Genomic DNA, 20029 nt, shown 5'->3' with positions numbered 1-20029 from the left:
CGCGCGCCGGCGCCCGTGATGCGGGCGGCCCGCGCGTGCGGCGCGTCATTCCCCGAATTCCGCCCCACATCATGAATACCGCCAACCGCAAACCCCTGCCCGGCACGTCGCTGGACTATTTCGACGCGCGTGCCGCGGTCGATGCGATCGCGCCCGGCGCCTACGACACGCTGCCGTACACGTCGCGCGTGCTCGCCGAAAACCTCGTGCGCCGCTGCGATCCGGCGATCCTCGCCGATTCGCTGAAGCAGATCGTCGAGCGCAAGCGCGAACGCGATTTCCCGTGGTTCCCGGCGCGCGTGGTGTGCCACGACATCCTCGGGCAGACCGCGCTCGTCGATCTCGCCGGCCTGCGCGACGCGATCGCGGACGGCGGCGGCGATCCGGCGAAGGTGAACCCGGTCGTGCCCGTGCAGCTGATCGTCGACCACTCGCTCGCCGTCGAATGCGGCGGCTTCGACCCGGACGCGTTCGCGAAGAACCGTGCGATCGAGGATCGTCGCAACGAGGATCGCTTCCACTTCATCGAGTGGACGAAGAAGGCGTTCGAGAACGTCGACGTGATCCCGCCCGGCAACGGCATCATGCATCAGATCAACCTCGAGAAGATGTCGCCGGTGATCCAGGCGCAGGACGGCGTCGCGTACCCGGACACCTGCGTCGGCACCGACAGCCACACGCCGCACGTCGATGCGCTCGGCGTGATCGCGATCGGCGTCGGCGGGCTGGAGGCCGAGAACGTGATGCTCGGCCGCGCGTCGTGGATGCGGCTGCCCGACATCGTCGGCGTCGAGCTGACCGGCAAGCGCCAGCCCGGCATCACCGCGACCGACGTCGTGCTCGCGCTGACCGAGTTCCTGCGCAAGGAGAAGGTGGTCGGCGCGTATCTGGAATTCCGCGGCGAAGGCGCCGCGAGCCTCACGCTCGGCGATCGCGCGACGATCTCCAACATGGCGCCCGAATACGGCGCGACGGCCGCGATGTTCTTCATCGACGGCCAGACGATCGACTACCTGCGCCTCACCGGTCGCAGCGACGAGCAGGTGAAGCTGGTCGAGACGTATGCGAAGACGGCGGGCCTGTGGGCCGATACGCTCGCGAACGCGCAATACGAGCGCACACTGACGTTCGACCTGTCGAGCGTCGTGCGCAACATGGCCGGCCCGTCGAACCCGCACAAGCGGCTGCCGACCTCCGATCTCGCCGCGCGCGGCATTGCCGGCCAGTGGGAAGAGAAGCCGGGCGAGATGCCCGACGGCGCGGTGATCATCGCCGCGATCACGAGCTGCACGAACACCAGCAACCCGCGCAACGTGATCGCGGCGGCCTTGCTCGCGCGCAATGCGAACGCGAAGGGCCTCACGCGCAAGCCGTGGGTCAAGAGCTCACTCGCGCCCGGGTCGAAGGCGGTCGAGCTGTATCTGCGGGAAGCGAACCTGCTGCCGGAACTCGAAAAGCTCGGCTTCGGCATCGTCGCGTTCGCGTGCACGACCTGCAACGGGATGTCGGGCGCGCTCGATCCGAAGATCCAGCAGGAGATCGTCGATCGCGATCTTTACGCGACCGCCGTGCTGTCCGGCAACCGCAACTTCGACGGCCGTATCCACCCGTATGCGAAGCAGGCGTTCCTCGCGTCGCCGCCGCTCGTCGTCGCGTACGCGATCGCCGGCACGATCCGCTTCGACATCGAGAAGGACGTGCTCGGCCACGACCGGGACGGCCACCCCGTCACGCTGAAGGACATCTGGCCCACCGACGAGGAGATCGATGCGATCGTCGCGTCGAGCGTGAAGCCCGAGCAGTTCCGCAAGGTCTACGAGCCGATGTTCGCGCGCAGCGCCGACGCCGGCGAGCGCGCGGCGCCGCTGTACGACTGGCGCGCGCAGAGCACGTACATCCGCCGCCCGCCGTACTGGGAAGGCGCGCTTGCCGGCGAGCGCACGCTGAAAGGCATGCGGGCGCTCGCGGTGCTCGGCGACAACATCACGACCGACCACCTGTCGCCGTCGAACGCGATCCTGCCGGACAGCGCGGCCGGCGAATATCTCGCGAAGATGGGCTTGCCGGAAGAAGACTTCAACTCGTACGCGACGCACCGCGGCGACCACCTGACCGCGCAGCGCGCGACCTTCGCGAACCCGACGCTCGTCAACGAGATGGCCGTCGTCGACGGCGTGGTGAAGAAGGGCTCGCTCGCGCGCGTCGAGCCGGACGGCAAGGTCATGCGGATGTGGGAAGCGATCGAGACGTACATGAATCGCAAGCAGCCGCTGATCGTGATCGCCGGCGCCGACTACGGCCAGGGCTCGTCGCGCGACTGGGCCGCGAAGGGCGTGCGGCTCGCGGGCGTCGAGGCGATCGCCGCCGAAGGCTTCGAGCGGATCCACCGCACGAACCTGATCGGGATGGGCGTGCTGCCGCTCGAGTTCAAGCCGGGCACCAACCGGACGACGCTCGGCATCGACGGCACCGAGACCTTCGACGTGATCGGCGAGCGCACGCCGCGCGCCGACCTGACGCTCGTGATTCACCGCAGGAACGGCGAACGTGTCGAGGTGCCGATGACGTGCCGGCTCGATACGGCCGAGGAGGTGTCGATCTACGAAGCGGGCGGCGTGCTGCAGCGTTTCGCGCAGGACTTCCTCGAATCGTCGCAGGCAGCCTGACCGGCGCACACAGGGATAACGCAAACATGGCTCACATTCCTCAAATCAGGATTCCCGCGACCTATATGCGCGGCGGCACCAGCAAGGGCGTGTTCTTCCGGCTGCAGGATCTGCCGGACGCCGCGCAGGCGCCGGGCGCCGCGCGCGACGCGCTACTGCTGCGCGTGATCGGCAGCCCCGATCCGTACGGCAAGCAGATCGACGGGATGGGCGGCGCGACGTCGTCCACCAGCAAGACGGTGATCGTGTCGAAGAGCACGCGGCCCGGTCATGACGTCGACTACCTGTTCGGTCAGGTCGCGATCGACCGTGCATTCGTCGACTGGACCGGCAACTGCGGCAACCTGTCGGCGGCGGTCGGCCCGTTCGCGATTGCCGGCGGGCTGGTCGACCCGGCGCGCGTGCCGCGCGACGGCGTCGCGACCGTGCGGATCTGGCAGGCGAACATCGGCAAGACGATCGTCGCGCACGTGCCGATCGTGAACGGCGCGGTGCAGGAGACGGGCGACTTCGAGCTGGACGGCGTCACGTTCCCGGCCGCCGAAGTGCAGCTCGAGTTCATGGACCCGGCCGCCGAGGAAGAAGGCGCGGGCGGCTCGATGTTCCCGACCGGCAACCTCGTCGACGATCTGGCCGTGCCGGGCATCGGCACGCTGAAGGCGACGATGATCAACGCGGGCATTCCGACGATCTTCGTCGACGCGGAAGCGATCGGCTATACGGGCACCGAGTTGCAGGACGCGATCAACGGCGACGCGAAGGCGCTCGAGAAGTTCGAGACGATCCGTGCACACGGCGCGTTGCGGATGGGCCTGATCGACACGCTCGACGAAATCGCGACGCGGCAGCACACGCCGAAGATCGCGTTCGTCGCGAAGCCGGCCGACTACGTCGCGTCGAGCGGCAAGCGCGTGAACGCGGGCGATGTCGACCTCCTGGTGCGCGCGATGTCGATGGGCAAGCTGCATCACGCGATGATGGGCACGGCGGCGGTCGCGATCGGCACGGCCGCGGCGATTCCCGGCACGCTCGTCAATCTCGCGGCGGGCGGCGGCGAACGCAATGCGGTGCGCTTCGGCCATCCGTCGGGCACGCTGCGGGTCGGCGCGGAAGCGCGGCGCGAGAACGGCGAATGGACCGTCACGAAGGCGATCATGAGCCGCAGCGCGCGCGTATTGATGGAAGGCTGGGTGCGCGTGCCGGGGGATGCGTTCTGATCGGTACCGCATCGCCCTGGAAGGGGCGTGCGACAAGCGATTTTCCCGCTTCGCCGGCTTCGCGGCCGGCGAAGCGGGCGGCCTGTCCGCCATGGGTGGGCCATCGCGCGATGCGGCCTCCGCAATCGCGATATTCCACGATGTTTCGATTCGAAAGAAAAATCCGGTCGTTGACGGCTGGATGATAAAAATATCCTGACCGTGGAAAACGATTTCAATTTACGTACCGCATGTGCGGCGTAATTTTCTTTCTTTTGGATATCGATTGACCCGGGTCGATGTCCAGTGAAATTGCACGTATTGAAACGTGATATAAGCGACGCTCCTGCCGGAAATTTCGATCATAAACACCCGCAGCCGACAGCATCGCATTCAACTGACCACACCTACCCGGCGGCGAAAACAAGACGACCGGGCCGATGGATTCGGATCCTGCTCTCACGCCGCGAGAGAAAGAAGTCGTGGATCTGCTGCGTCTCGGATTCAGCAACAAGGCCATTGCCGTTCACCTCGGAATCGGACTCGATACCGCGCGACGCCACGTAAGCCGCATCAAGCGAAAGACGGGTGTCCGATCCGTCATCGCATTGCCTGCCGGCGACCTGCCGGACGAGCCCGGATGGCTCGAGCGACTCGACCTGGGCGGTATCCGCCTGAGCCCGGCCGAATCCCGGGTGCTGCGGCTGCTGTGCCAGGGGCACGGCAGCAAGCAGATCGCACGCGTGCTTCAAGTCAGTCCCCGTACCGTCGACAAGCATCGCGAGCATTTACTCGATAAATGCGGCTGCAAATCGACGCGTCAACTGGTCGCCTGGATCGCCAGTCAATACGCGAAGTGTGGCATGGCCAATTTGTCCGGCGAATCCTAATCTGGGTCCATGCGCTGCACATTCGAATCGATGAATTGAGTCGTCGATAATTTTCGAATTTGAAATTGTTCAATTCACCAATAAAGAGGTGTCTTTGGTTTTTGTGCGCGATGCTCGCCGCGTGCAAGAGATTTATTTTCAGCGAGCTTATCCGAGGGGATCAGAAAATGAGCATTCTGAAAGTATGCCGTTGGCCGAAGGTCGGTGTTACCTGGGACGTCATTACCGAGGGGACCGGGGAGCTGAAGAAAAAGGCCGGCGAGAAGTTCTCCGTGACCGGGGTGAACAAGGACCAGCTGAGAACCGAAAGCACGTACTACGTGTATCAGGGCTCGCATGCCGACCAGGGCCAGAAGGTCGTGTGCAAGAGCCTCAGTCCGACCGGGAACGTGGCGGAGTTCCAGGTTCAGGCGCAGCTGTTCCAGGCGGAGGAATACGGCGTGCTCGTCCAGTCGTTCCAGAACGCGCTGGCGGCCGCGACGAAGACGGTCGATATCGGAATCGGCAAGAAGGACTTCGCGACGCTCAAGCAGGCCCGCTACAACCTGTGCTTCGCCAAGAAGGTCGGAGACGCGGCGTACAACGTGGTCTGGCGCGCATCGTTCGAGTATCTCGAGGACAACGAGTTCTCGTGGACGCCGATCTACCAGATCTTCGGAACGAACCGCTATCAGGACGGCATTTCGGTCAAGGCGTCGACCAAGAAGGTCTCGATCGGCCTTGGGGAGATCGTTACCCTCGACAAGTACGGCCAGTTCGGGGCGCCGTCGACGGGCGGCGACCCGACCGCGATCAACATGGAGAACGACTACGGCGACATCCACCCGGGCATCTGCCAACTGAGCACGGGTGTGGACGGCGAGGCCATCAGCACGCCGATCTACGCAGCCCCCGACGTGATGGTGTCCGGGGAGGCATCGTTCACGCCGATCGAGAAAGTGCTCGTGTGGTTCGAGCAGAACATCGAGACGTCGACGATCTTCTCGAAGGCGCGGTCGCGGAGCATCGAGATTGACCTCACGAATACGAATTCGACGGGGCGAGTGTACGAAGGCGGGCAATGGAAAACGCCGTGATCCTGCCGTGACCGACCGGGTTGTCGGCCGTTACGTCGAGATCGATCTCTCCGGCGTTTCGACGGCGGCCCGCGTGTATCGGGGGCGGTCCTGGATCATCCCCTGACGGCAGAGGCCGGCGACGTTTCGCCGGCCTTTTCGTTTGCCGTTCTGCCTGCCGCCTCACGGATTCGAACCGGACGTCGTCGATGCGCGAAAGCACGTCAGAATACGTGTATCCGGCGCACATGCCTGCCTGCGGTGAAGGCTCGCCTATCCCCGCTTCGATCGCATTCCCACGAGGTCGCCATGTCATTGAACGCACCGCTTTCCGGCATCCACATCGTCGAATTCGAAGGTCTCGGCCCCGGCCCGCTCGCAGGCTGGATGCTCGCCGGAATGGGCGCGCGCATCACGCTTGTCGCGCGTCCGTCCGGCCGCACGAGCGCACCGGACGCGCTGCGGGCCCGCGACGGCGACCTGCTGCGTGAAGGCAAGACGATCGTCGAACTCGACCTGAAGGCGCCGGCCGGGCGTGACGCCGCGCTCGACCTGATCGCGCAGGCCGATGCGCTGATCGAGGGCTTGCGGCCCGGCGTGATGGAGCGGCTCGGCCTCGGGCCCGACGTTTGCGCGCGCCGCCATCCGACGTTGGTCTACGGGCGCATGACCGGCTGGGGCCAGGATGGACCGCTCGCGGCCGCGGCCGGGCACGACCTGAACTATGTCGCGCTGACCGGGCTGCTGTCGCTGTCCGCGCCGCGCGACGGCCGGCCGGGCGTGCCGCCGACGATCGTCGGCGATGCGGGCGGCGCGCTCGGGCTTGCTTTCGGGATCGTCTGCGCATTGCTCGACGTGCGCGGCGGCGGGCCGGGCCGCGTGGTCGACGGCGCGATCGTCGACATCGTGTCGATGCTTGGTTCGCTCGCGCTGTGGGCACGCGCGAACGGGCAGCTCGACGGCGCGCAGCCGAGCCTGTTCCACGACGCGCCGTTCTACGACGTGTATCGCTGCGCGGACGGTGAATGCGTGACGATCGGTGCGCTCGAGCCGCCGTTCTATGCGCTGCTGGTCGAACGGCTCGGGCTGACCGACGTCGATCCCGCGTCGCAGTACGACCGGGCGCGCTGGCCCGCGCTGAAGGCGCGTTTCGCGGAGGTGTTCGCGCAGCGGCCGTCCGCGCACTGGCGCGCGCTGCTCGAAGGCACCGACGCGTGTTTCGCGCCGGTGCTGAGCGTGGCCGACGCGGCCGTGCATCCGCACAACGCGGCGCGCGGGATCTATCGGACGGATGAGCGCGGGAACGTGCGGGCGAGGGTGGCGCCGCGGTTTTTGCCGTTGGCGGGGGATGACGCGGCCTAGCGGCGCGACTCAGGGGCCAGCCGGCCGCGATATTGCGCGCCGGTTGCTCAGGCCGTTCTCACGCCGTTTCCGCCGGCGCATCCGGCATCTTGCCGTCGCCGACCCGATTGATCGTGCCTTGCGCGATCGCGACGAGCCGCTCGTGATCGCCGTCGATGACGAACACGTGGCACTGGCAGGTCGCCTGGTGCCGGCCCGCGTACACGAGCTTCGCGCGGGCGACGAGCGTGCCGTTCACGGCCGGCCGCAGATAGTTGATCTTGTATTCGGCTGTGATCACGCGCGGGCCGAGCACGAGCGCGCCGGCGAAGGTCAGCGCGTTGTCCGCGAGATAGCTGATGACGCCGCCGTGCACGAAACCGTGCTGCTGCCGCAATTCCTCGCGCACCGGCAGACACAGCGACACTTCGTTGTCGCCGATATGCATCAGCTCCGTGCCCAGCAGCATGCTGAACGGCTGCGCGCGCAATGCGCCGCGCGCGTGGTCCGTGATGTCGGTCATCGAATTTCCTTCGAAATGAGTGCCCGCTTGCGCTGAACTCTAGGAAGGGGGTTCCGGATAAGCAAGGAAATTCGTCCGCATTTCGTGCAAATCCCGGTGCGATGCGACGCGATTATTGCGTCGAATACCGAAGATCTCCGCGTTTGCGGGCGATTCGACGCGAATGCGCGAGCGAAGCGCGCGATTGGCCCGCGTTTCCGGCCGTTCCGCCTAAAGTCCGACGAAGAAATGCCGCTAATGCCGGGGCATTGCCTCATCGTCCGCTTTCCAGGAATCCCCCCATGTTCGGAAAAATCAAGCTCGCGTCGGGTCTGCTCGGCGTGTTGACCGTGTTCTGTCTCTTCCTGTTCGCGATCGAAGCGCTCGGTTTCTGGACGCTCGCGTCGACGCGCAGCGGCGTCGACGATCTGTCGAACGTCGCGATCGCGCAGGTCGACGCGGCCAGCCGGGCGACCGAGCAACTGCTCGACGCGCGCATCAACCTGTCGCGCGCCGGCACGCGGATGGTGCGCGGCGGCCCGAAGCCCGAAGACATCATCCGCCACGCCGGCGCATCGCTCGCGGAAGCGGACAAGGCGTTCGCCGTGCTGACGGCCGCGCAGCCGGTCGACGAGACCAACCGCACGCGCGTCGCGGCGCTCACCGAGCGCTATCGCGCGCTGCGCGGCGCGTTGGGCGAACTCGTGCAGTTCCTCGACGCCGACAACATCCAGGCGTTCCTCGACCAGCCGACCCAGGGCTTCCAGGACGCGTACATCGCCGAGCTGCATCGCTTCACCGACTATGGCGGCACGTCGAGCCGCGCGGCGCTCGACACCATCGACGGCGGCATGCTGTGGTTCAAGTCGGTCGGCATCGTGCTGCTGGTGGCGATGCTCGCGGCGAGCGCCGCGATCTACGCGGCCGCGCGGCGCGCGGTCGTCGCGCCGCTGGAGCAGGCCGGCCGCCATTTCGAGCGGATCGCGCAGGGCCGTCTCGACGAAGCCGTGCAGGCGGGCGGCGTGTTCGAGATCGACCGAATGCTGCGCGGCCTCGCCGCGATGCAGACGAGCATCGCGGGCACCGTGCGCACGGTGCGCCACGCGTCCGACGCGATTCACCTCGGCGCGGGCGAGATCGCCGGGGGCAACGCCGACCTGTCGGCGCGCACGGGCACGCAGGCCGCGTCGCTCGAGGAAACCGCCGCGAGCATGGAGGAACTGACCGCGACCGTCCGGCAGAACACCGACAGCGCCCGCGCGGCGAGCGCGCTGGCCGACGCGGCGCTCGAAGCGACGAGCCATGGCGGCGGTGTGGTCGACAGCGTGATCGACCGGATGCGCGGCATCGCGCAGAGCTCGGGGCGGATCGCGGAGATCATCTCGGTGATCGACGGCATCGCGTTCCAGACCAACATCCTTGCGCTGAACGCGGCGGTCGAGGCCGCGCGGGCCGGCGAACAGGGGCGCGGCTTCGCGGTGGTCGCGGGCGAAGTGCGCTCGCTCGCGCAGCGCAGCGCGCAATCGGCGAAGGAGATCAAGGCGCTGATCGAGGATTCGGTCGCGCAGATCAATGGCGGCGCGGAGCTCGTCGAGCGCGCCGGTGACGCGATGCGCACGGTGTCGGCGTCGATCACGCGGGTCGTGCAGACGATGTCGGAGATCACTGCGGCGTCGGTCGAGCAGAGCGTCGGGATCGAGCAGGTGAACCAGGCCGTCACGCAGATGGATCAGCTCACGCAGCAGAACGCGGCGCTGGTCGAGCAAGTCGCGGCGGCGGCCGCGTCGCTGAACGACCAGACCGCGCACCTGATGCAGGCGGTGTCGGTGTTCGAACTGGGCGACGGACGCGCCGCACGCGGCGATCGCGCGGCGCCGTCGCTTGCCGCGGCAGGTTACGAACCGGCCGGCAGCGCCGCGTAGGCGGTCGCGAGGTGGTAGGGCGTGGTCGACGGCATGTCGGCGCGCGATACCTGCCCGTCCGCCGTCTTGCACTCGAACCAGCCGCGCGGATGCAGGAAGCGCGCGGCGAACCGCTCGATCTGACGTGCGAGCGGCGCCGACGCCGGCGTGCCGCCGTGCGTCGCGAGCGCGCGCAGGTATTCGGTCTGCGCCCAGATCCGCTGCGTGCCGTCGATGCACGCGCCTTGCGCGTCGAGCGCCGCGCACACGCCGCCCGTCTGCGGATCGACGCCGTATTGCTCGGCGAACGCGAACGCGCGCGACAGCGCGGCGGGGAGCCCGGTCTGCGCGAGCCGCGCACCGGCCGCGTCGACCAGATAGAACCACTCGAACTGATGGCCGGGCTCGAAACGGTTGTCGGCCGCCCCGAGCGGCAGCTCGGCCACGCAGCCCGTTGCCGGATCGACGAACGTGCGCTCGACGGCCTGCGCGGTGCGCGCGAGCGCATCGTCGAACGCGGTGTCGCCGAACGCATCGGCGGCCGCAAGCCACGCTTCGGTCAGGTGCATCAGCGGATTCTGCAGCGCGCCGCTGCCGGATGACGAGAAATCGGCGTGCCGTGCGGCATCGAGCAACGCGTCGCCGTGGCGCGGCGCGAAGCGGTCCTGGATCAGTGCGGCCGTTTCTTCTGCGACCGTACGCGCGGCGGCGTCGCCCGACGCCGCATGCCACGCGGCGCACGCAAATACGATGAATGCGTGCGTATAGAGGTCCTTGGTCGTATCGAGCGGCGCGCCGTGCGCATCGACGCTGTAGATCCAGCCGCCGTGGCGCGGGTCGCGAAAGTGCCGGCACAGCGCGTCGAACAGCGTGGCCGCGTGTGCGGTATCGCCGGCTTGCGCGAACACGAACAGTTGCCTCGCGCACGCCATTGCGCGATAACGGGTCACGGGCAGCGGCGCGTGGGTGGCCGGATCGACGGCCTCGAACGGCAGTTGCAATGCCGGGTCGAACCCTGAACCCCGCCAGATCGGCAAGACGACGTGCGCGAAATGGTGGCGCAGTTGGGCGGCCTGGGCGGAAGCGGAGTCGGAAACGGACATGGTGGGGTTTTGAGCGCTTGGATCGAAACGTGTCGGCGCGGCCCGGAGAATCGGCGCGGCCGGGGCCAAGGATAAAACATTCCGCGCGGCCGGCACCAAAAAAAGGAGATAAATCGAATGCTCAGCAACCTGGAACTCGTGATGCGGCTCGTTCTCGCGGCGGCGCTCGGCAGCGTCATCGGCTTCGAGCGCGAGCGCCTGTCGTGGGCCGCCGGCCTGCGCACGCACATGCTGGTGTGTGTCGGCTCGACGCTGATCATGATCGTGTCGGCGTTCGGTTTCGCCGACGTGCTCGGCACCAGCGACCACGTCGTGCTCGATCCGTCGCGGATCGCCGCGCAGGTCGTGTCGGGCATCGGCTTCCTCGGCGCGGGCTCGATCCTGCTGCGCGGCGAGATCGTACGCGGGCTGACGACGGCCGCGAGCCTGTGGTCGGTCGCCGCGATCGGGCTCGCCGTGGGCGGCGGGCTCTATGTCGCAGCGATTTCCGCGACGATCATCATTTTGATCATCCTGGCCGGCATCAAGCCGCTGGAACGGCGTTATTTCACGGTGCGGCAGCGGCGCCAGCTCGCGTTGACGGTGGCGAGCGGCACGCTGACGTTCGATTCGCTGCACGCGGCGCTCGGCCCCGACAGTGCGCGCGTGAAGCAGTTCATCGTGCAGCGTGTCGACGACACGGGCGAGCAGGACGAGGTGCGCATCGCGCTCGCGCGGGTGTCGGAAGGCGAATACAAGGCGATCTGCGACAAGCTGCGCGCACTGCCGGGCGTCACGCGGTTCGACGGCGGGAATGGGTTGTCGAGTGACGAATAGCGGCCTATCGGCACGAATGCGCTGGGCGGAGGGAGTCGTCGGTCCGGGGCGTTGGTTGATGCCGCATGGTGTTACGTGGTGCCGTCGGGTGCGGCGGCAACCTCAACGTGGTGGAATGTCGTTGGCGTAATCGCAACCGTCAATCGGTAGTGGAGGCGCGATGATATCGGGCGACGTACTTTGCCTGAGCGATGATTTTCCCGTGCATCTGATAAGCGACGACTGCGGGACTTGCCGCCGGCGCCACGTCGATTTTTTCCACGTTCAGGGCGGACGCCGTCACGACATATCGATGCGATGCACCCTGAGGCGGGCAGGGCCCACCGTATCTGGATTCGCCAAAATCCGTCAATGTCTCGACAGCGCCGCTCGGCATGAGCTTCGGATTGCCGGAAGCGCCTTTTTCGATCGACGACTCCGAAGGTGGAATATTGACGATCTCCCAGTGGGTCCAGCCAAGCCCCCCGGTCGGCGCATCGGGGTCGAAGATCGTCACGACGATGCTCTTCGTGCCGCGCGGAACGTGAGCCCACGAAATGCGCGGCGAAACGTTCTGACCGTGACAGCCGAAACCTCCGTACACGTGTTCGTTCGTAAAGTGCCCGCGATGGAGGCCATCGACCGTGATCGTGAACGGCTCCGCGCTGGCTGTCGCCGGGATGAACGCCAATGCCGTTGAGGTGAATAGAATCGCGGACAAAAAAATCCTCGGTCGCATGACGTTGCTCCGTTGAAGGGTGAGAGTTCAGTACAACGGTATCCACGGTATCTTGTGGCGATTCGCGCCGGAAGGCGCATTCGCGAACCACGGTGTTGCCTTGGCTGCAACGTTGTTGGCAGGACTTTCGGTCGATTCGATCGTCACTCGTGCCGGCAAGGTCGAGCGCCCGCATAGACGAGCGCGGCAGCGGTTGGCGCTGAAGGAGCGTGCTCGTGCTTTCGAACGAATGGCCACTGCACGGACAAGCGATCGTTTACAAAAAACCGCCGCGAGTCATGTGAACTCGCGGCGGTTCTCCGACAATCGTCAATGCGTACTTGCTACAAGGCATGAAGATCAAGCGGGCCGACCAGGCGTGGGTACTCGACACGACTTACATTCCAATGGCGCGCGGTTTCGCGTATCTGACGGCGGTGATGGACTGGGCGATACGCAAGACGGGTTTGTCGCTTGGTTTGAGCGCTTTGGCTTGTTTGTCGGTTAGCATCGGTTTTGGCCCATCGCGTAGCCCATCGGGGATGACTGGACAGGCTGGATGGAGTCAGAGCAAATTGGATGGGTTGAAGACGCAAGTTATTGATTTGTTGAAGAACAATAGGATTTCACTGGATGTCCCTGGACGATAATCTGGCAGACGTGACCGAATCCGTTTCCACGCCTCGCTCCCGTTCCGCCCGTTCGTCGGCCCGTTCCCGCCCGCGCTCGGCCGCTGCCGCAGGCAGCACGTCCGCCAGGGCGACGGCGCGATCCGGCCGCGCAGCGGCCGGCGACGCGCCGCGCGACGAACGGACGCTCGACCTGTTCGGCGATCCGGTGCTCGAGCCCGGCGAGCGCATGCCGGTTGCGGTGCGCGATGAAGCGATCGTGGAAGCCGATGAGTCGGCCGGCGCCGACGACGGGCGACAGGCCACGCTGGATGGATTCAACCCGCCGGCGGATGCGGCTGCCGCGGGGCTCGGGGAAGCGGAAAGTGCGGCGGCGCCCGATGTGGCGATCGCGGTTGTTTCGACGCCTGAAGGCGGTTTGGCCGCGAACGTCAACGGTACATCTGCAGAGGATCGTGCAACGGAGGCAGCGGATTTGTCTGCCGGCGATCGCGTCGTCACGCAGGTCGATGTGCCGGTGATCGATGGCGCCGCGAAGGCGGAGACGACACTGCAAGCCGCCGATGGCGAGGCGGCGCAGGCGGCGGACTCGCAGGCGACAGACGGCGAAGTCGCGAAGCCTGCGGTCGAGGCGGCAGTCGTCAAATCCCGCGAAGGGAAATCTTCCGGTGATGCCGCGAAGGAACGCCGCGCGTCGTCGGGCGGCAAGCGCCGAGCGGCTACCGGGGCCAAGGAAGCGGCGGCAACGCAAACCGTAGCGGTTGCAACGAGCGTCGGCTCGAAGCCGGAAGCGCTTGAATCGAACCTGCTGCCGCTCGCCGCCGCGCCGGTCGAGCCGCAGACACCGGCACAACCGCCCGAACCGGCCATCGCCACGCATGCTCCGAAGCCCCGCGACACAGCCGCGCAGCCGGACGCTTCGTCGCCGCCGGTTACGCAGCCGGTGGCCTCCGCCGCAACGTTCGTGACCAAACCATCGTCGGAGCGTACGCAACCAGCCGCGCCGGCCTTCGACCCGGACACGCACCTGCGCCCGCTGACCGACCGGCTCGCCGCGCTGCAATCCGACGTGGATGGCCTGACGGGCGCGGCCGATCGCGAGATGCGCCGCGTCAACCGGCTGCTGCTCGCGCTGGCCGTCGTCGTGCTGGCCGCGCTCGTCGCGCTGGTGCTGCAAACGCGGCAGATCGCGCAGCTGAAGCAGGACGTTGCCACCAAGCAGCAGCGGATCGATCGCCTCGCGGCGGATCTGTCGACGCAGCAGGCCACGCTGATGACGCTCGAGGAGCATCACGAAGCGCTCCTGTCGCAAGTCGACCGGCTTCAGCGCAACGCAAATCGCGAGGCGGCTGTGGCGAAACGGGTTCGCCGCACGCGTTAATCCTTCCGACCCTATCCTGTAACCCCGACGGAGCAAGGGTCGCCGTTCCGCGACGGCGATCGGCTGTCGTCCACGTGCGGCAAACCGATGCACTCGCTGGCAGAGTTCAGGGAAAACCCTTAGAATGGAGCTCATCTAAGGGAAAACCCTAGCCACATCTGTCAGGAGTCTCACATGAGCTTCATCCTCGCCCTGCTACAAAAGATCGACGACCTGTTCGTGTCCCCGCACCTGCCGCTCGACGCCGACTACTCGTACGCCGCGCGTCATGCGGAAGCCGAGCGCGTGCGCCGTGCGCACCTCGTGCCGATCGTCGTGTACCGTCGCTGATTCGCTGATTCGCTGATTCGCTGATTCGCTGATTCGCTGATTCGGCGCGCTGCGTCCCTGCCTGCCCGTTTCCGCCGCCGCGTCGCGCGCCGGTGCGAGTGTCCCGCTACACTGGAAGTCCGATTCCGTTCACGGCGACCGGGCCATGCTGCAGATGCGGCCGATGACGGCCGGCGAATTCCACGCGTACCGCACGCGAGCCATCGACGGCTACGCGCGCGATCTCGTTTCTTCCGGGCAAAATGCTGTCGAAGACGCGGCCGACCGTGCGCGCGCCTGTTTCGACACGCTGCTGCCGGACGGCCTGCTGACTGCCGGCCAGACCCTCGTCACGCTCATCGACGCCGCCACCGGCGACACGGTGGGCGACCTCTGGTACGCGATCGTGCCCGAAGGGCCGAACCGTACGCTGTTCATCTACGACCTCGACATCGTTCCGTCCCGGCGCCGCCAAGGCTGGGCCACGCGCGCGCTCGACGCGCTCGACGCCGAGGCACGCCGGTACGGCGTCACCGAGATCGGGCTGTCGGTGTTCAATCACAACGCGGCGGCGCGTGCGCTGTATCGCGCGTGTGGGTTCGTGCCGATTACCACGACGTTGATCAAGCCGGTCGTGTCGGGCTGAATCCGTCGGCCCGGGTGCGTCCTCACATGCTGCCGGTTCGGCACGCCGCATAGCCGGCCAACACCGGCACGCTTCCTTATCCTTCCCGTTGGCCAAACGCCCCATCCGGCAATCACCGCCTGCCGCCTCAACGCGCGCGGCCTTTCCATCTCCGCAACAGCAACGCGTTGGTCACGACGCTGACGCTGGAAAACGCCATCGCCGCACCCGCGATCACCGGGTTCAGCAACCCGAGCGCGGCGAGCGGCACGCCGACCAGGTTGTACACGAACGCCCAGAACAGGTTCTGCTGGATCTTGCGATACGTGCGTTTGGAGATGTCGATCGCGTCGGCGACGAGCGCCGGGTCGCCGCGCATCAGTGTGATGCCCGCCGTGTGCATCGCGACGTCGGTGCCGGTCGCCATCGCGATGCCGACGTCCGCCGCGGCGAGCGCGGGCGCGTCGTTGATCCCGTCGCCGACCATCGCGACGATCCCGCCGTGCGTGCGCTTCAGTTCCGCGACGACGCGCGCCTTGTCGTCGGGCAGCACCTGCGCGTGCACTTCGCCGATGCCGAGCGCCGCCGCGACGGCCGCCGCGCTGCCGCGGTTGTCGCCCGTCACGAGGGCGCTCGCGACGCCGCGCGCCGCCAGCGCTGCAATCGCGTCACGGGCGCCCGGCTTCACGGTGTCGCCGAATGCGATCAGCGCGAGCACCGCGCGCGGCGCATCGGCACGCATCAGCCACGAGATCGTGTTGCCGGCGCGTTCGAGTTCCGCCGCGCGCGCGTCGAGCGCCGACGGCGCCGCGATGCCGAGTTCGTCGCGCCAGCGCGTGCTGCCGAGCGCGAGCCGCTGCCCGCCGACGTGCGCTTCCACGCCGCGCCCGGCCACCGCGCGCGCGTCGGTCGCGACGACCGACGCAGCCGCACCGCCATGTGTGGCCACCTCGGCCTCATGCGCGGAAACCACGGCTCGCGCGAGCGGATGGTCGCTCTGCCGCTGCACGGCCGCGGCGAGCGCGAGCGCTTCGTCGCGCGGCATGCCGACGGCGTCGAACGCCGTCACGGACGGTTTGCCTTCGGTCAGCGTGCCGGTCTTGTCGAACGCGATCACGGTCGTGCGCTGCGCGAGCTCGAGCGCCTGCGCGTCCTTGATCAGCACGCCGTGCCGGGCCGCGACGCCCGTGCCGGCCATGATCGCGGCGGGCGTCGCGAGACCGAGCGCGCACGGACACGCGATCACGAGCACCGCGACCGCGTTGAGGATCGCGGTTTCCATCCCGGCGCCGGCGAGCAGCCAGCCGATGAGCGTCAGCACCGCGATGCCGAGGATCGCAGGCACGAACACCTCGCTGACGCGATCGACGAGCCGCTGGATCGGCGCCTTCTCGGCCTGTGCGGATTCGACGAGGCGGATGATGCGCGCGAGCGTCGTTTCAGCACCGATCGCGGTGGTTTCGACGACGAGCGCGCCTTCGCCGTTGATCGAGCCGGCCGTGACGGCATCGCCGTCGTCCTTCGGCACGGGCAGGCTTTCGCCGGTGATCAGCGATTCGTCGATGTGCGAGCGGCCCGACACGATCCGCCCGTCGACGGGCACGCGCTCGCCGGGCCGGATGCCGACGTGCGTGCCGACGCGCACCTGCGACAGCGGCACGTCGCGTTCGACGCCATCCTCGACGACGCGCGCGCGGTCGGGGCGCAGCGCGTTCAGCGCGCGGATCGCGTCGGTGGTCTGGCGCTTCGCGCGCGATTCGAGCCACTTGCCGAAGCGCACGAGCGTGACGATGACGGCCGACGCCTCGAAATACAGATGGCCGGGATGCGCGGGATCGCGCAGCAGCATCCACAGGCTCAGCCCGTACGCGGCCGACGTGCCGAGCGCGACCAGCAGGTCCATGTTGCCGGTGCGCGCCTTCACCGCATGCCAGGCCGCGCGGTAGAAGCGCGCGCCGAAGCCGAATTGCACGATCGACGCGAGCACGAGCTGGAGCCAGCCGGGCAGCATCAGGTCGATGCCGAACGGTGCGGCGAGCATCGGCGCGACGAGCGGCGCGCTCAGCACGGCGGCCCCGATCACGAGGTTGCGTTCGCGGATCGCTTCGCGGCGCTTGCGTGCGTCGGGGTCCTGCGCGGGGCCGGCCGGTCGTGCATCGGCGCCGATCGTTGCGCCGGCGGGCGAGGTGGCGGGAAGCGATGCACGGTAGCCGGCCGTGGTGACTGCGGCGATCAACGTGGCGGCATCGAGTGCGCCGGCGCCGTGCACCGACGCGCGCTCGGTCGCGAGATTGACCGTCGCGCGCGCGACGCCCGGCACGGCGGCCAGCGCTTTTTCGACGCGGCCGGCGCAGGACGCGCAGGTCATGCCGCCGATGTCGAGTTCGACGTCGGCGGAAGCGGAGGTGACGACGGGCGTGGCGACGGCAGCCGGCGTCGCGCCATAGCCGGCCTGTTTCACCGCTTCGACAAGCTGGGCGGTGGATACGTCAGCCGACGCGTCGACCGTCGCGCGTTCGGTCGCGAGGTTGACCGATGCGCGCGTGACGCCCGGCACCTTCGCGAGCGCCTTCTCGACGCGCGACACGCATGACGCGCAGGTCATGCCTTCGATGTCGAGTTCGATCGTCGCGGTGGCAGCCGGCGCCGCGTGTGGCGCGTTCTCCGACGAAGGCGTGGCCGCGACCGTTTCGGTTACCGCTTCGCGCACGGTTGCGCGATAGCCGGCCTCGCCGATCGCGTCGACGAGCCGGCCGGGCTCGACCGCCTCCTGCGCGGTAACCGTCGCCGCATGCGCGTCGAGATCGACCGCCGCATCGACGACGCCCGGCACGGCGGCCAGCGCGCGCTGCACGCGGCCCGTGCAACCGCCGCAATGCATGCCGTCGACGCTCAGCTCGATCGTTTGCAGCGCCGCGGAGGCGAGTGGTTCAGTCATGTCGGATTCCCCAAAAGCGCGGTTCGTGCCGCGGATGGTTCCAGTATCAACATTCCCATGATGGTAAGGGCAAGTACCGGCGGCGATGCGGCACAAGTCGATGCACACAGGGTGTCACAACACGGAAAAAGCGATCGCCCGGCTTCCAGACGGACAGCCGGTGCGCGCTGAGGACCAAGCTTGGCGCTCGCGAGGCGTTTACGGGCAACTGGCTGAGGGTGCCGGCGCTATTCCGGATTTTTGCTGAATCCGGCGAACTATTTCAGATTTTTTGACGGTTCAACTAGCGTTTCACCCGTTATTCGGCATATTGGGGGATGCCCTTAGGCGCTATGATACCGGCCTGACATCAGCGCCCACCGTGACGAAACGTTGCGAGACGGTCATCCGGGCACGCTGGGGTGCCTTGTTCGCGTTCGTGAGACGAACAAGGCGTTGACTGAAAAGAACGATATTCGGCCAGTAATCGATGATTGAAAACCAGCGAGAATCAGTTTCCCTGCGACGCGCGTGCGCGTCGTTGGCGATGGCGGCATTGCTTGCAGGATGCGCGTCGCAACCAGACGCGATCCAGCGGAAAACCGGCTGGATGCGCGCGGAAGTCGCCGACTCCTATATCTATGCGTATCCGCTCGTGCTGATGGACGTCGCGAAGGAAGCGGCGACGGGCGGCGACGGTGCGCAACCGGGGCAGGCGCCGCTCAACACGCTGCGCCACGCGCAGGCGCTGCCGCCGGTCGGTGCGGTCAACCCGCCGCTGCCGGGCGTCGACACGCTCGACTCCACCGGCTGGCTCGACGTCGCCGCCGAACCCGTGATCGTCACGCTGCCCGACACGCGCGGCCGCTACTGGGACGCACGCGCGCTCGACATGTGGACGAACGTGCTGTGGTCGTCGTCGAGCGTCGCGGCGCGCGGCCCCCGTGGCGCCGGGCGATCGCAAACGATTGCCTTCGCCGCGAAGGACTGGCAGGGCACGCTGCCGAAGGGCGTGCTGCGCGTCGACGTGCCGTCCGCCAATGCATGGCTCGAAGTGCGGCTGCAGACGAGCGGCGGGCGCGACCTGACCAACGTGAAGAAGCTGCAGCGCGCGATCCGCGTGGTGCCGCTGTCCGTCTACACCGGCGCCGAGCGCGGCGCGTCGGTGGCGGTCCATGCGGGCAGCGCGCCGTCCGAAGCGGTGGGCGGCGGCACGCCGGCCGAGCAGGTGGCCGCGCTCGATCCGAAGGCGTTCTTCACGCGCTTCGCGCGGGCGCTGCAGGACAATCCGCCGCCGGCCGACGACGCGCACGCGCAGGAATCGCTCGCCGACATCGGCGTGACGGCCGGCTACCCGGTGCTGTGGACGGGCGACCGTCTCACGGCCGCGACGGCCGGCGTCGCCGAGGCGCGCGCGCGGCTCGCGACGCCGCCGTCGAACCTGCTGAACGCGAACGGCTGGACCTGGATCGGCGACACGGCCGGCAAGTACGGCCAGGACTACGCGCTGCGCGCGTACGCGGCCTACACGCAATTCGGCACCGCGACGCGCGACGACGAAACGCTCGCGATCACCCGCGTCGACAGCGACGGCCATGCGTTGAACGGTGCAAACCGCTACGTGCTGCATTTCGCGCCGGGTGCGCTGCCGCCGGTGCGCGCGTTCTGGACGCTCACGCCGTACACGACCAACGGCGCGCTGCCCGACGTCGGGTCGGCGCGCCGCTCGCTCGGCGATCGCGACCGGCTGCGCCGCAACCGTGACGGTTCGATCGACGTCGTCGTGTCGGCGTCGCCGGGCGGTACGCATGCGGCGAACTGGCTGCCGGCGCCGCGTACCGATTTCGCGCTCGCGTTGCGCCTGTACGCGCCGAAGCCGCAAGCGAGCGACGGGTCGTGGATGCCGCCCGCCATCGTCCGGAAATGACCGGTTGACCGCCGCCGTTGTCCGGCCGCCGGGCGCGGCGGCGGCGCCCGACCGCCGTACCGCCACCTCCTGAG

17 protein-coding genes are annotated in these 20029 nt (G+C 67.7%); 13 read left to right on the top strand and 4 right to left on the bottom strand.

Going from position 1 to position 20029, the window contains the following annotated elements:
• Positions 1-71: 71 nt before the first annotated feature.
• The 6 genes from acnD to CFB52_RS27770 all read left to right on the top strand — a co-directional run bounded on the left by acnD (position 72) and on the right by CFB52_RS27770 (position 7169).
• Positions 72-2666, top strand: a complete 2595-nt coding sequence (acnD, locus tag CFB52_RS27790; RefSeq protein ID WP_060317885.1) for a Fe/S-dependent 2-methylisocitrate dehydratase AcnD — start codon at positions 72-74, stop codon at positions 2664-2666.
• A gap of 26 nt (positions 2667-2692) precedes the next feature.
• Entirely contained in the window at positions 2693-3883 is a 1191-nt protein-coding gene (gene prpF / locus CFB52_RS27785; protein ID WP_060317888.1) for a 2-methylaconitate cis-trans isomerase PrpF, read from the top strand.
• Positions 3873-4082: a hypothetical protein gene (locus CFB52_RS34435; RefSeq protein WP_124860187.1), complete on the top strand. Its 210-nt coding sequence runs from the start codon at positions 3873-3875 to the stop codon at positions 4080-4082. The genes prpF and CFB52_RS34435 overlap by 11 nt, the downstream gene beginning before the upstream one ends.
• A 220-nt stretch (positions 4083-4302) precedes the next feature.
• Positions 4303-4752 carry a response regulator transcription factor gene (locus CFB52_RS27780; protein WP_081083368.1) on the top strand — a complete coding sequence of 150 codons (450 nt, stop codon included), beginning with the start codon at positions 4303-4305 and terminating at the stop codon, positions 4750-4752.
• Positions 4753-4919: 167 nt separating this feature from the next.
• Positions 4920-5828 carry a hypothetical protein gene (locus tag CFB52_RS27775; protein WP_060317894.1) on the top strand — a complete coding sequence of 303 codons (909 nt, stop codon included), beginning with the start codon at positions 4920-4922 and terminating at the stop codon, positions 5826-5828.
• Between the two features lie 288 nt (positions 5829-6116).
• On the top strand, positions 6117-7169 hold the full coding sequence (locus CFB52_RS27770; protein ID WP_099318043.1) for a CaiB/BaiF CoA-transferase family protein: 1053 nt from the start codon (positions 6117-6119) through the stop codon (positions 7167-7169).
• Between the two features lie 58 nt (positions 7170-7227).
• Here the strand turns inward: CFB52_RS27770 and CFB52_RS27765 are convergent, their stop codons facing one another.
• Positions 7228-7671: a PaaI family thioesterase gene (locus CFB52_RS27765; protein ID WP_059581818.1), complete on the bottom strand. Its 444-nt coding sequence runs from the start codon at positions 7669-7671 to the stop codon at positions 7228-7230.
• Positions 7672-7952: 281 nt separating this feature from the next.
• Here CFB52_RS27765 and CFB52_RS27760 point away from each other — a divergent pair, with 281 nt between their 5' ends.
• Complete coding sequence (locus CFB52_RS27760) at positions 7953-9572, top strand: methyl-accepting chemotaxis protein (protein ID WP_059608901.1); 1620 nt, start codon at positions 7953-7955, stop codon at positions 9570-9572.
• On the opposite strand, the gene CFB52_RS27755 is transcribed toward CFB52_RS27760, so the two are convergent.
• Positions 9545-10654 carry an AGE family epimerase/isomerase gene (locus CFB52_RS27755; RefSeq protein ID WP_060011226.1) on the bottom strand — a complete coding sequence of 370 codons (1110 nt, stop codon included), beginning with the start codon at positions 10652-10654 and terminating at the stop codon, positions 9545-9547. The two genes, CFB52_RS27760 and CFB52_RS27755, sit on opposite strands and share 28 nt — an antisense overlap.
• 117 nt (positions 10655-10771) lie before the next feature.
• Here CFB52_RS27755 and CFB52_RS27750 point away from each other — a divergent pair, with 117 nt between their 5' ends.
• On the top strand, positions 10772-11470 hold the full coding sequence (locus CFB52_RS27750; RefSeq protein ID WP_060011227.1) for an MgtC/SapB family protein: 699 nt from the start codon (positions 10772-10774) through the stop codon (positions 11468-11470).
• A gap of 139 nt (positions 11471-11609) precedes the next feature.
• On the opposite strand, the gene CFB52_RS27745 is transcribed toward CFB52_RS27750, so the two are convergent.
• Positions 11610-12188 carry a YbhB/YbcL family Raf kinase inhibitor-like protein gene (locus tag CFB52_RS27745; RefSeq protein WP_059581827.1) on the bottom strand — a complete coding sequence of 193 codons (579 nt, stop codon included), beginning with the start codon at positions 12186-12188 and terminating at the stop codon, positions 11610-11612.
• 332 nt (positions 12189-12520) lie between these two features.
• Between CFB52_RS27745 and CFB52_RS35460 the strand changes: the two genes are divergently transcribed.
• The 4 genes from CFB52_RS35460 (at position 12521) to CFB52_RS27735 (ending at position 15132) form a co-directional block, all read left to right on the top strand.
• Positions 12521-12817 (top strand): hypothetical protein, encoded by a 297-nt coding sequence (locus tag CFB52_RS35460; protein ID WP_124860195.1) that lies wholly within the window; start codon positions 12521-12523, stop codon positions 12815-12817.
• 10 nt (positions 12818-12827) lie between these two features.
• On the top strand, positions 12828-14177 hold the full coding sequence (locus tag CFB52_RS27740) for a flagellar hook-length control protein FliK (protein WP_099318042.1): 1350 nt from the start codon (positions 12828-12830) through the stop codon (positions 14175-14177).
• Between the two features lie 174 nt (positions 14178-14351).
• The gene (locus CFB52_RS34825) at positions 14352-14507 is read left to right on the top strand and encodes a hypothetical protein (protein ID WP_167351646.1); all 156 of its coding nucleotides are present in this window, start codon (positions 14352-14354) and stop codon (positions 14505-14507) included.
• 145 nt (positions 14508-14652) lie between these two features.
• Complete coding sequence (locus CFB52_RS27735; protein ID WP_059581832.1) at positions 14653-15132, top strand: GNAT family N-acetyltransferase; 480 nt, start codon at positions 14653-14655, stop codon at positions 15130-15132.
• 127 nt (positions 15133-15259) lie between these two features.
• On the opposite strand, the gene CFB52_RS27730 is transcribed toward CFB52_RS27735, so the two are convergent.
• Positions 15260-18049: a heavy metal translocating P-type ATPase gene (locus tag CFB52_RS27730; protein ID WP_099318041.1), complete on the bottom strand. Its 2790-nt coding sequence runs from the start codon at positions 18047-18049 to the stop codon at positions 15260-15262.
• Between the two features lie 469 nt (positions 18050-18518).
• On the opposite strand from CFB52_RS27730, the gene CFB52_RS27725 reads away from it, so the two are divergent.
• Positions 18519-19955 carry a DUF1254 domain-containing protein gene (locus tag CFB52_RS27725; protein ID WP_059581835.1) on the top strand — a complete coding sequence of 479 codons (1437 nt, stop codon included), beginning with the start codon at positions 18519-18521 and terminating at the stop codon, positions 19953-19955.
• The last annotated feature ends 74 nt before the right edge of the window (positions 19956-20029 follow it).

The organism is Burkholderia sp. AU18528, from assembly GCF_002223215.2.
Classification (GTDB): Bacteria; Pseudomonadota; Gammaproteobacteria; order Burkholderiales; family Burkholderiaceae; genus Burkholderia; species Burkholderia semiarida.
This window is presented reverse-complemented; position numbering and strand designations above follow the sequence as displayed.

Excerpts from the sequence above, each read along its gene's own strand:
- acnD (WP_060317885.1), top strand. The coding sequence starts at position 72 with ATGAATACCGCCAACCGCAAACCCCTGCCCGGCACGTCGCTGGACTAT.
- CFB52_RS27760 (WP_059608901.1), top strand. The coding sequence starts at position 7,953 with ATGTTCGGAAAAATCAAGCTCGCGTCGGGTCTGCTCGGCGTGTTGACC.
- CFB52_RS27755 (WP_060011226.1), bottom strand. The coding sequence starts at position 10,654 with ATGTCCGTTTCCGACTCCGCTTCCGCCCAGGCCGCCCAACTGCGCCAC.
- CFB52_RS27765 (WP_059581818.1), bottom strand. The coding sequence starts at position 7,671 with ATGACCGACATCACGGACCACGCGCGCGGCGCATTGCGCGCGCAGCCG.
- CFB52_RS27775 (WP_060317894.1), top strand. The coding sequence starts at position 4,920 with ATGAGCATTCTGAAAGTATGCCGTTGGCCGAAGGTCGGTGTTACCTGG.
- CFB52_RS27750 (WP_060011227.1), top strand. The coding sequence starts at position 10,772 with ATGCTCAGCAACCTGGAACTCGTGATGCGGCTCGTTCTCGCGGCGGCG.
- CFB52_RS35460 (WP_124860195.1), top strand. The coding sequence starts at position 12,521 with ATGAAGATCAAGCGGGCCGACCAGGCGTGGGTACTCGACACGACTTAC.
- CFB52_RS27730 (WP_099318041.1), bottom strand. The coding sequence starts at position 18,049 with ATGACTGAACCACTCGCCTCCGCGGCGCTGCAAACGATCGAGCTGAGC.
- CFB52_RS27725 (WP_059581835.1), top strand. The coding sequence starts at position 18,519 with ATGATTGAAAACCAGCGAGAATCAGTTTCCCTGCGACGCGCGTGCGCG.
- prpF (WP_060317888.1), top strand. The coding sequence starts at position 2,693 with ATGGCTCACATTCCTCAAATCAGGATTCCCGCGACCTATATGCGCGGC.
- CFB52_RS27780 (WP_081083368.1), top strand. The coding sequence starts at position 4,303 with ATGGATTCGGATCCTGCTCTCACGCCGCGAGAGAAAGAAGTCGTGGAT.
- CFB52_RS27745 (WP_059581827.1), bottom strand. The coding sequence starts at position 12,188 with ATGCGACCGAGGATTTTTTTGTCCGCGATTCTATTCACCTCAACGGCA.
- CFB52_RS34825 (WP_167351646.1), top strand. The coding sequence starts at position 14,352 with ATGAGCTTCATCCTCGCCCTGCTACAAAAGATCGACGACCTGTTCGTG.
- CFB52_RS27735 (WP_059581832.1), top strand. The coding sequence starts at position 14,653 with ATGCTGCAGATGCGGCCGATGACGGCCGGCGAATTCCACGCGTACCGC.
- CFB52_RS27770 (WP_099318043.1), top strand. The coding sequence starts at position 6,117 with ATGTCATTGAACGCACCGCTTTCCGGCATCCACATCGTCGAATTCGAA.
- CFB52_RS34435 (WP_124860187.1), top strand. The coding sequence starts at position 3,873 with ATGCGTTCTGATCGGTACCGCATCGCCCTGGAAGGGGCGTGCGACAAG.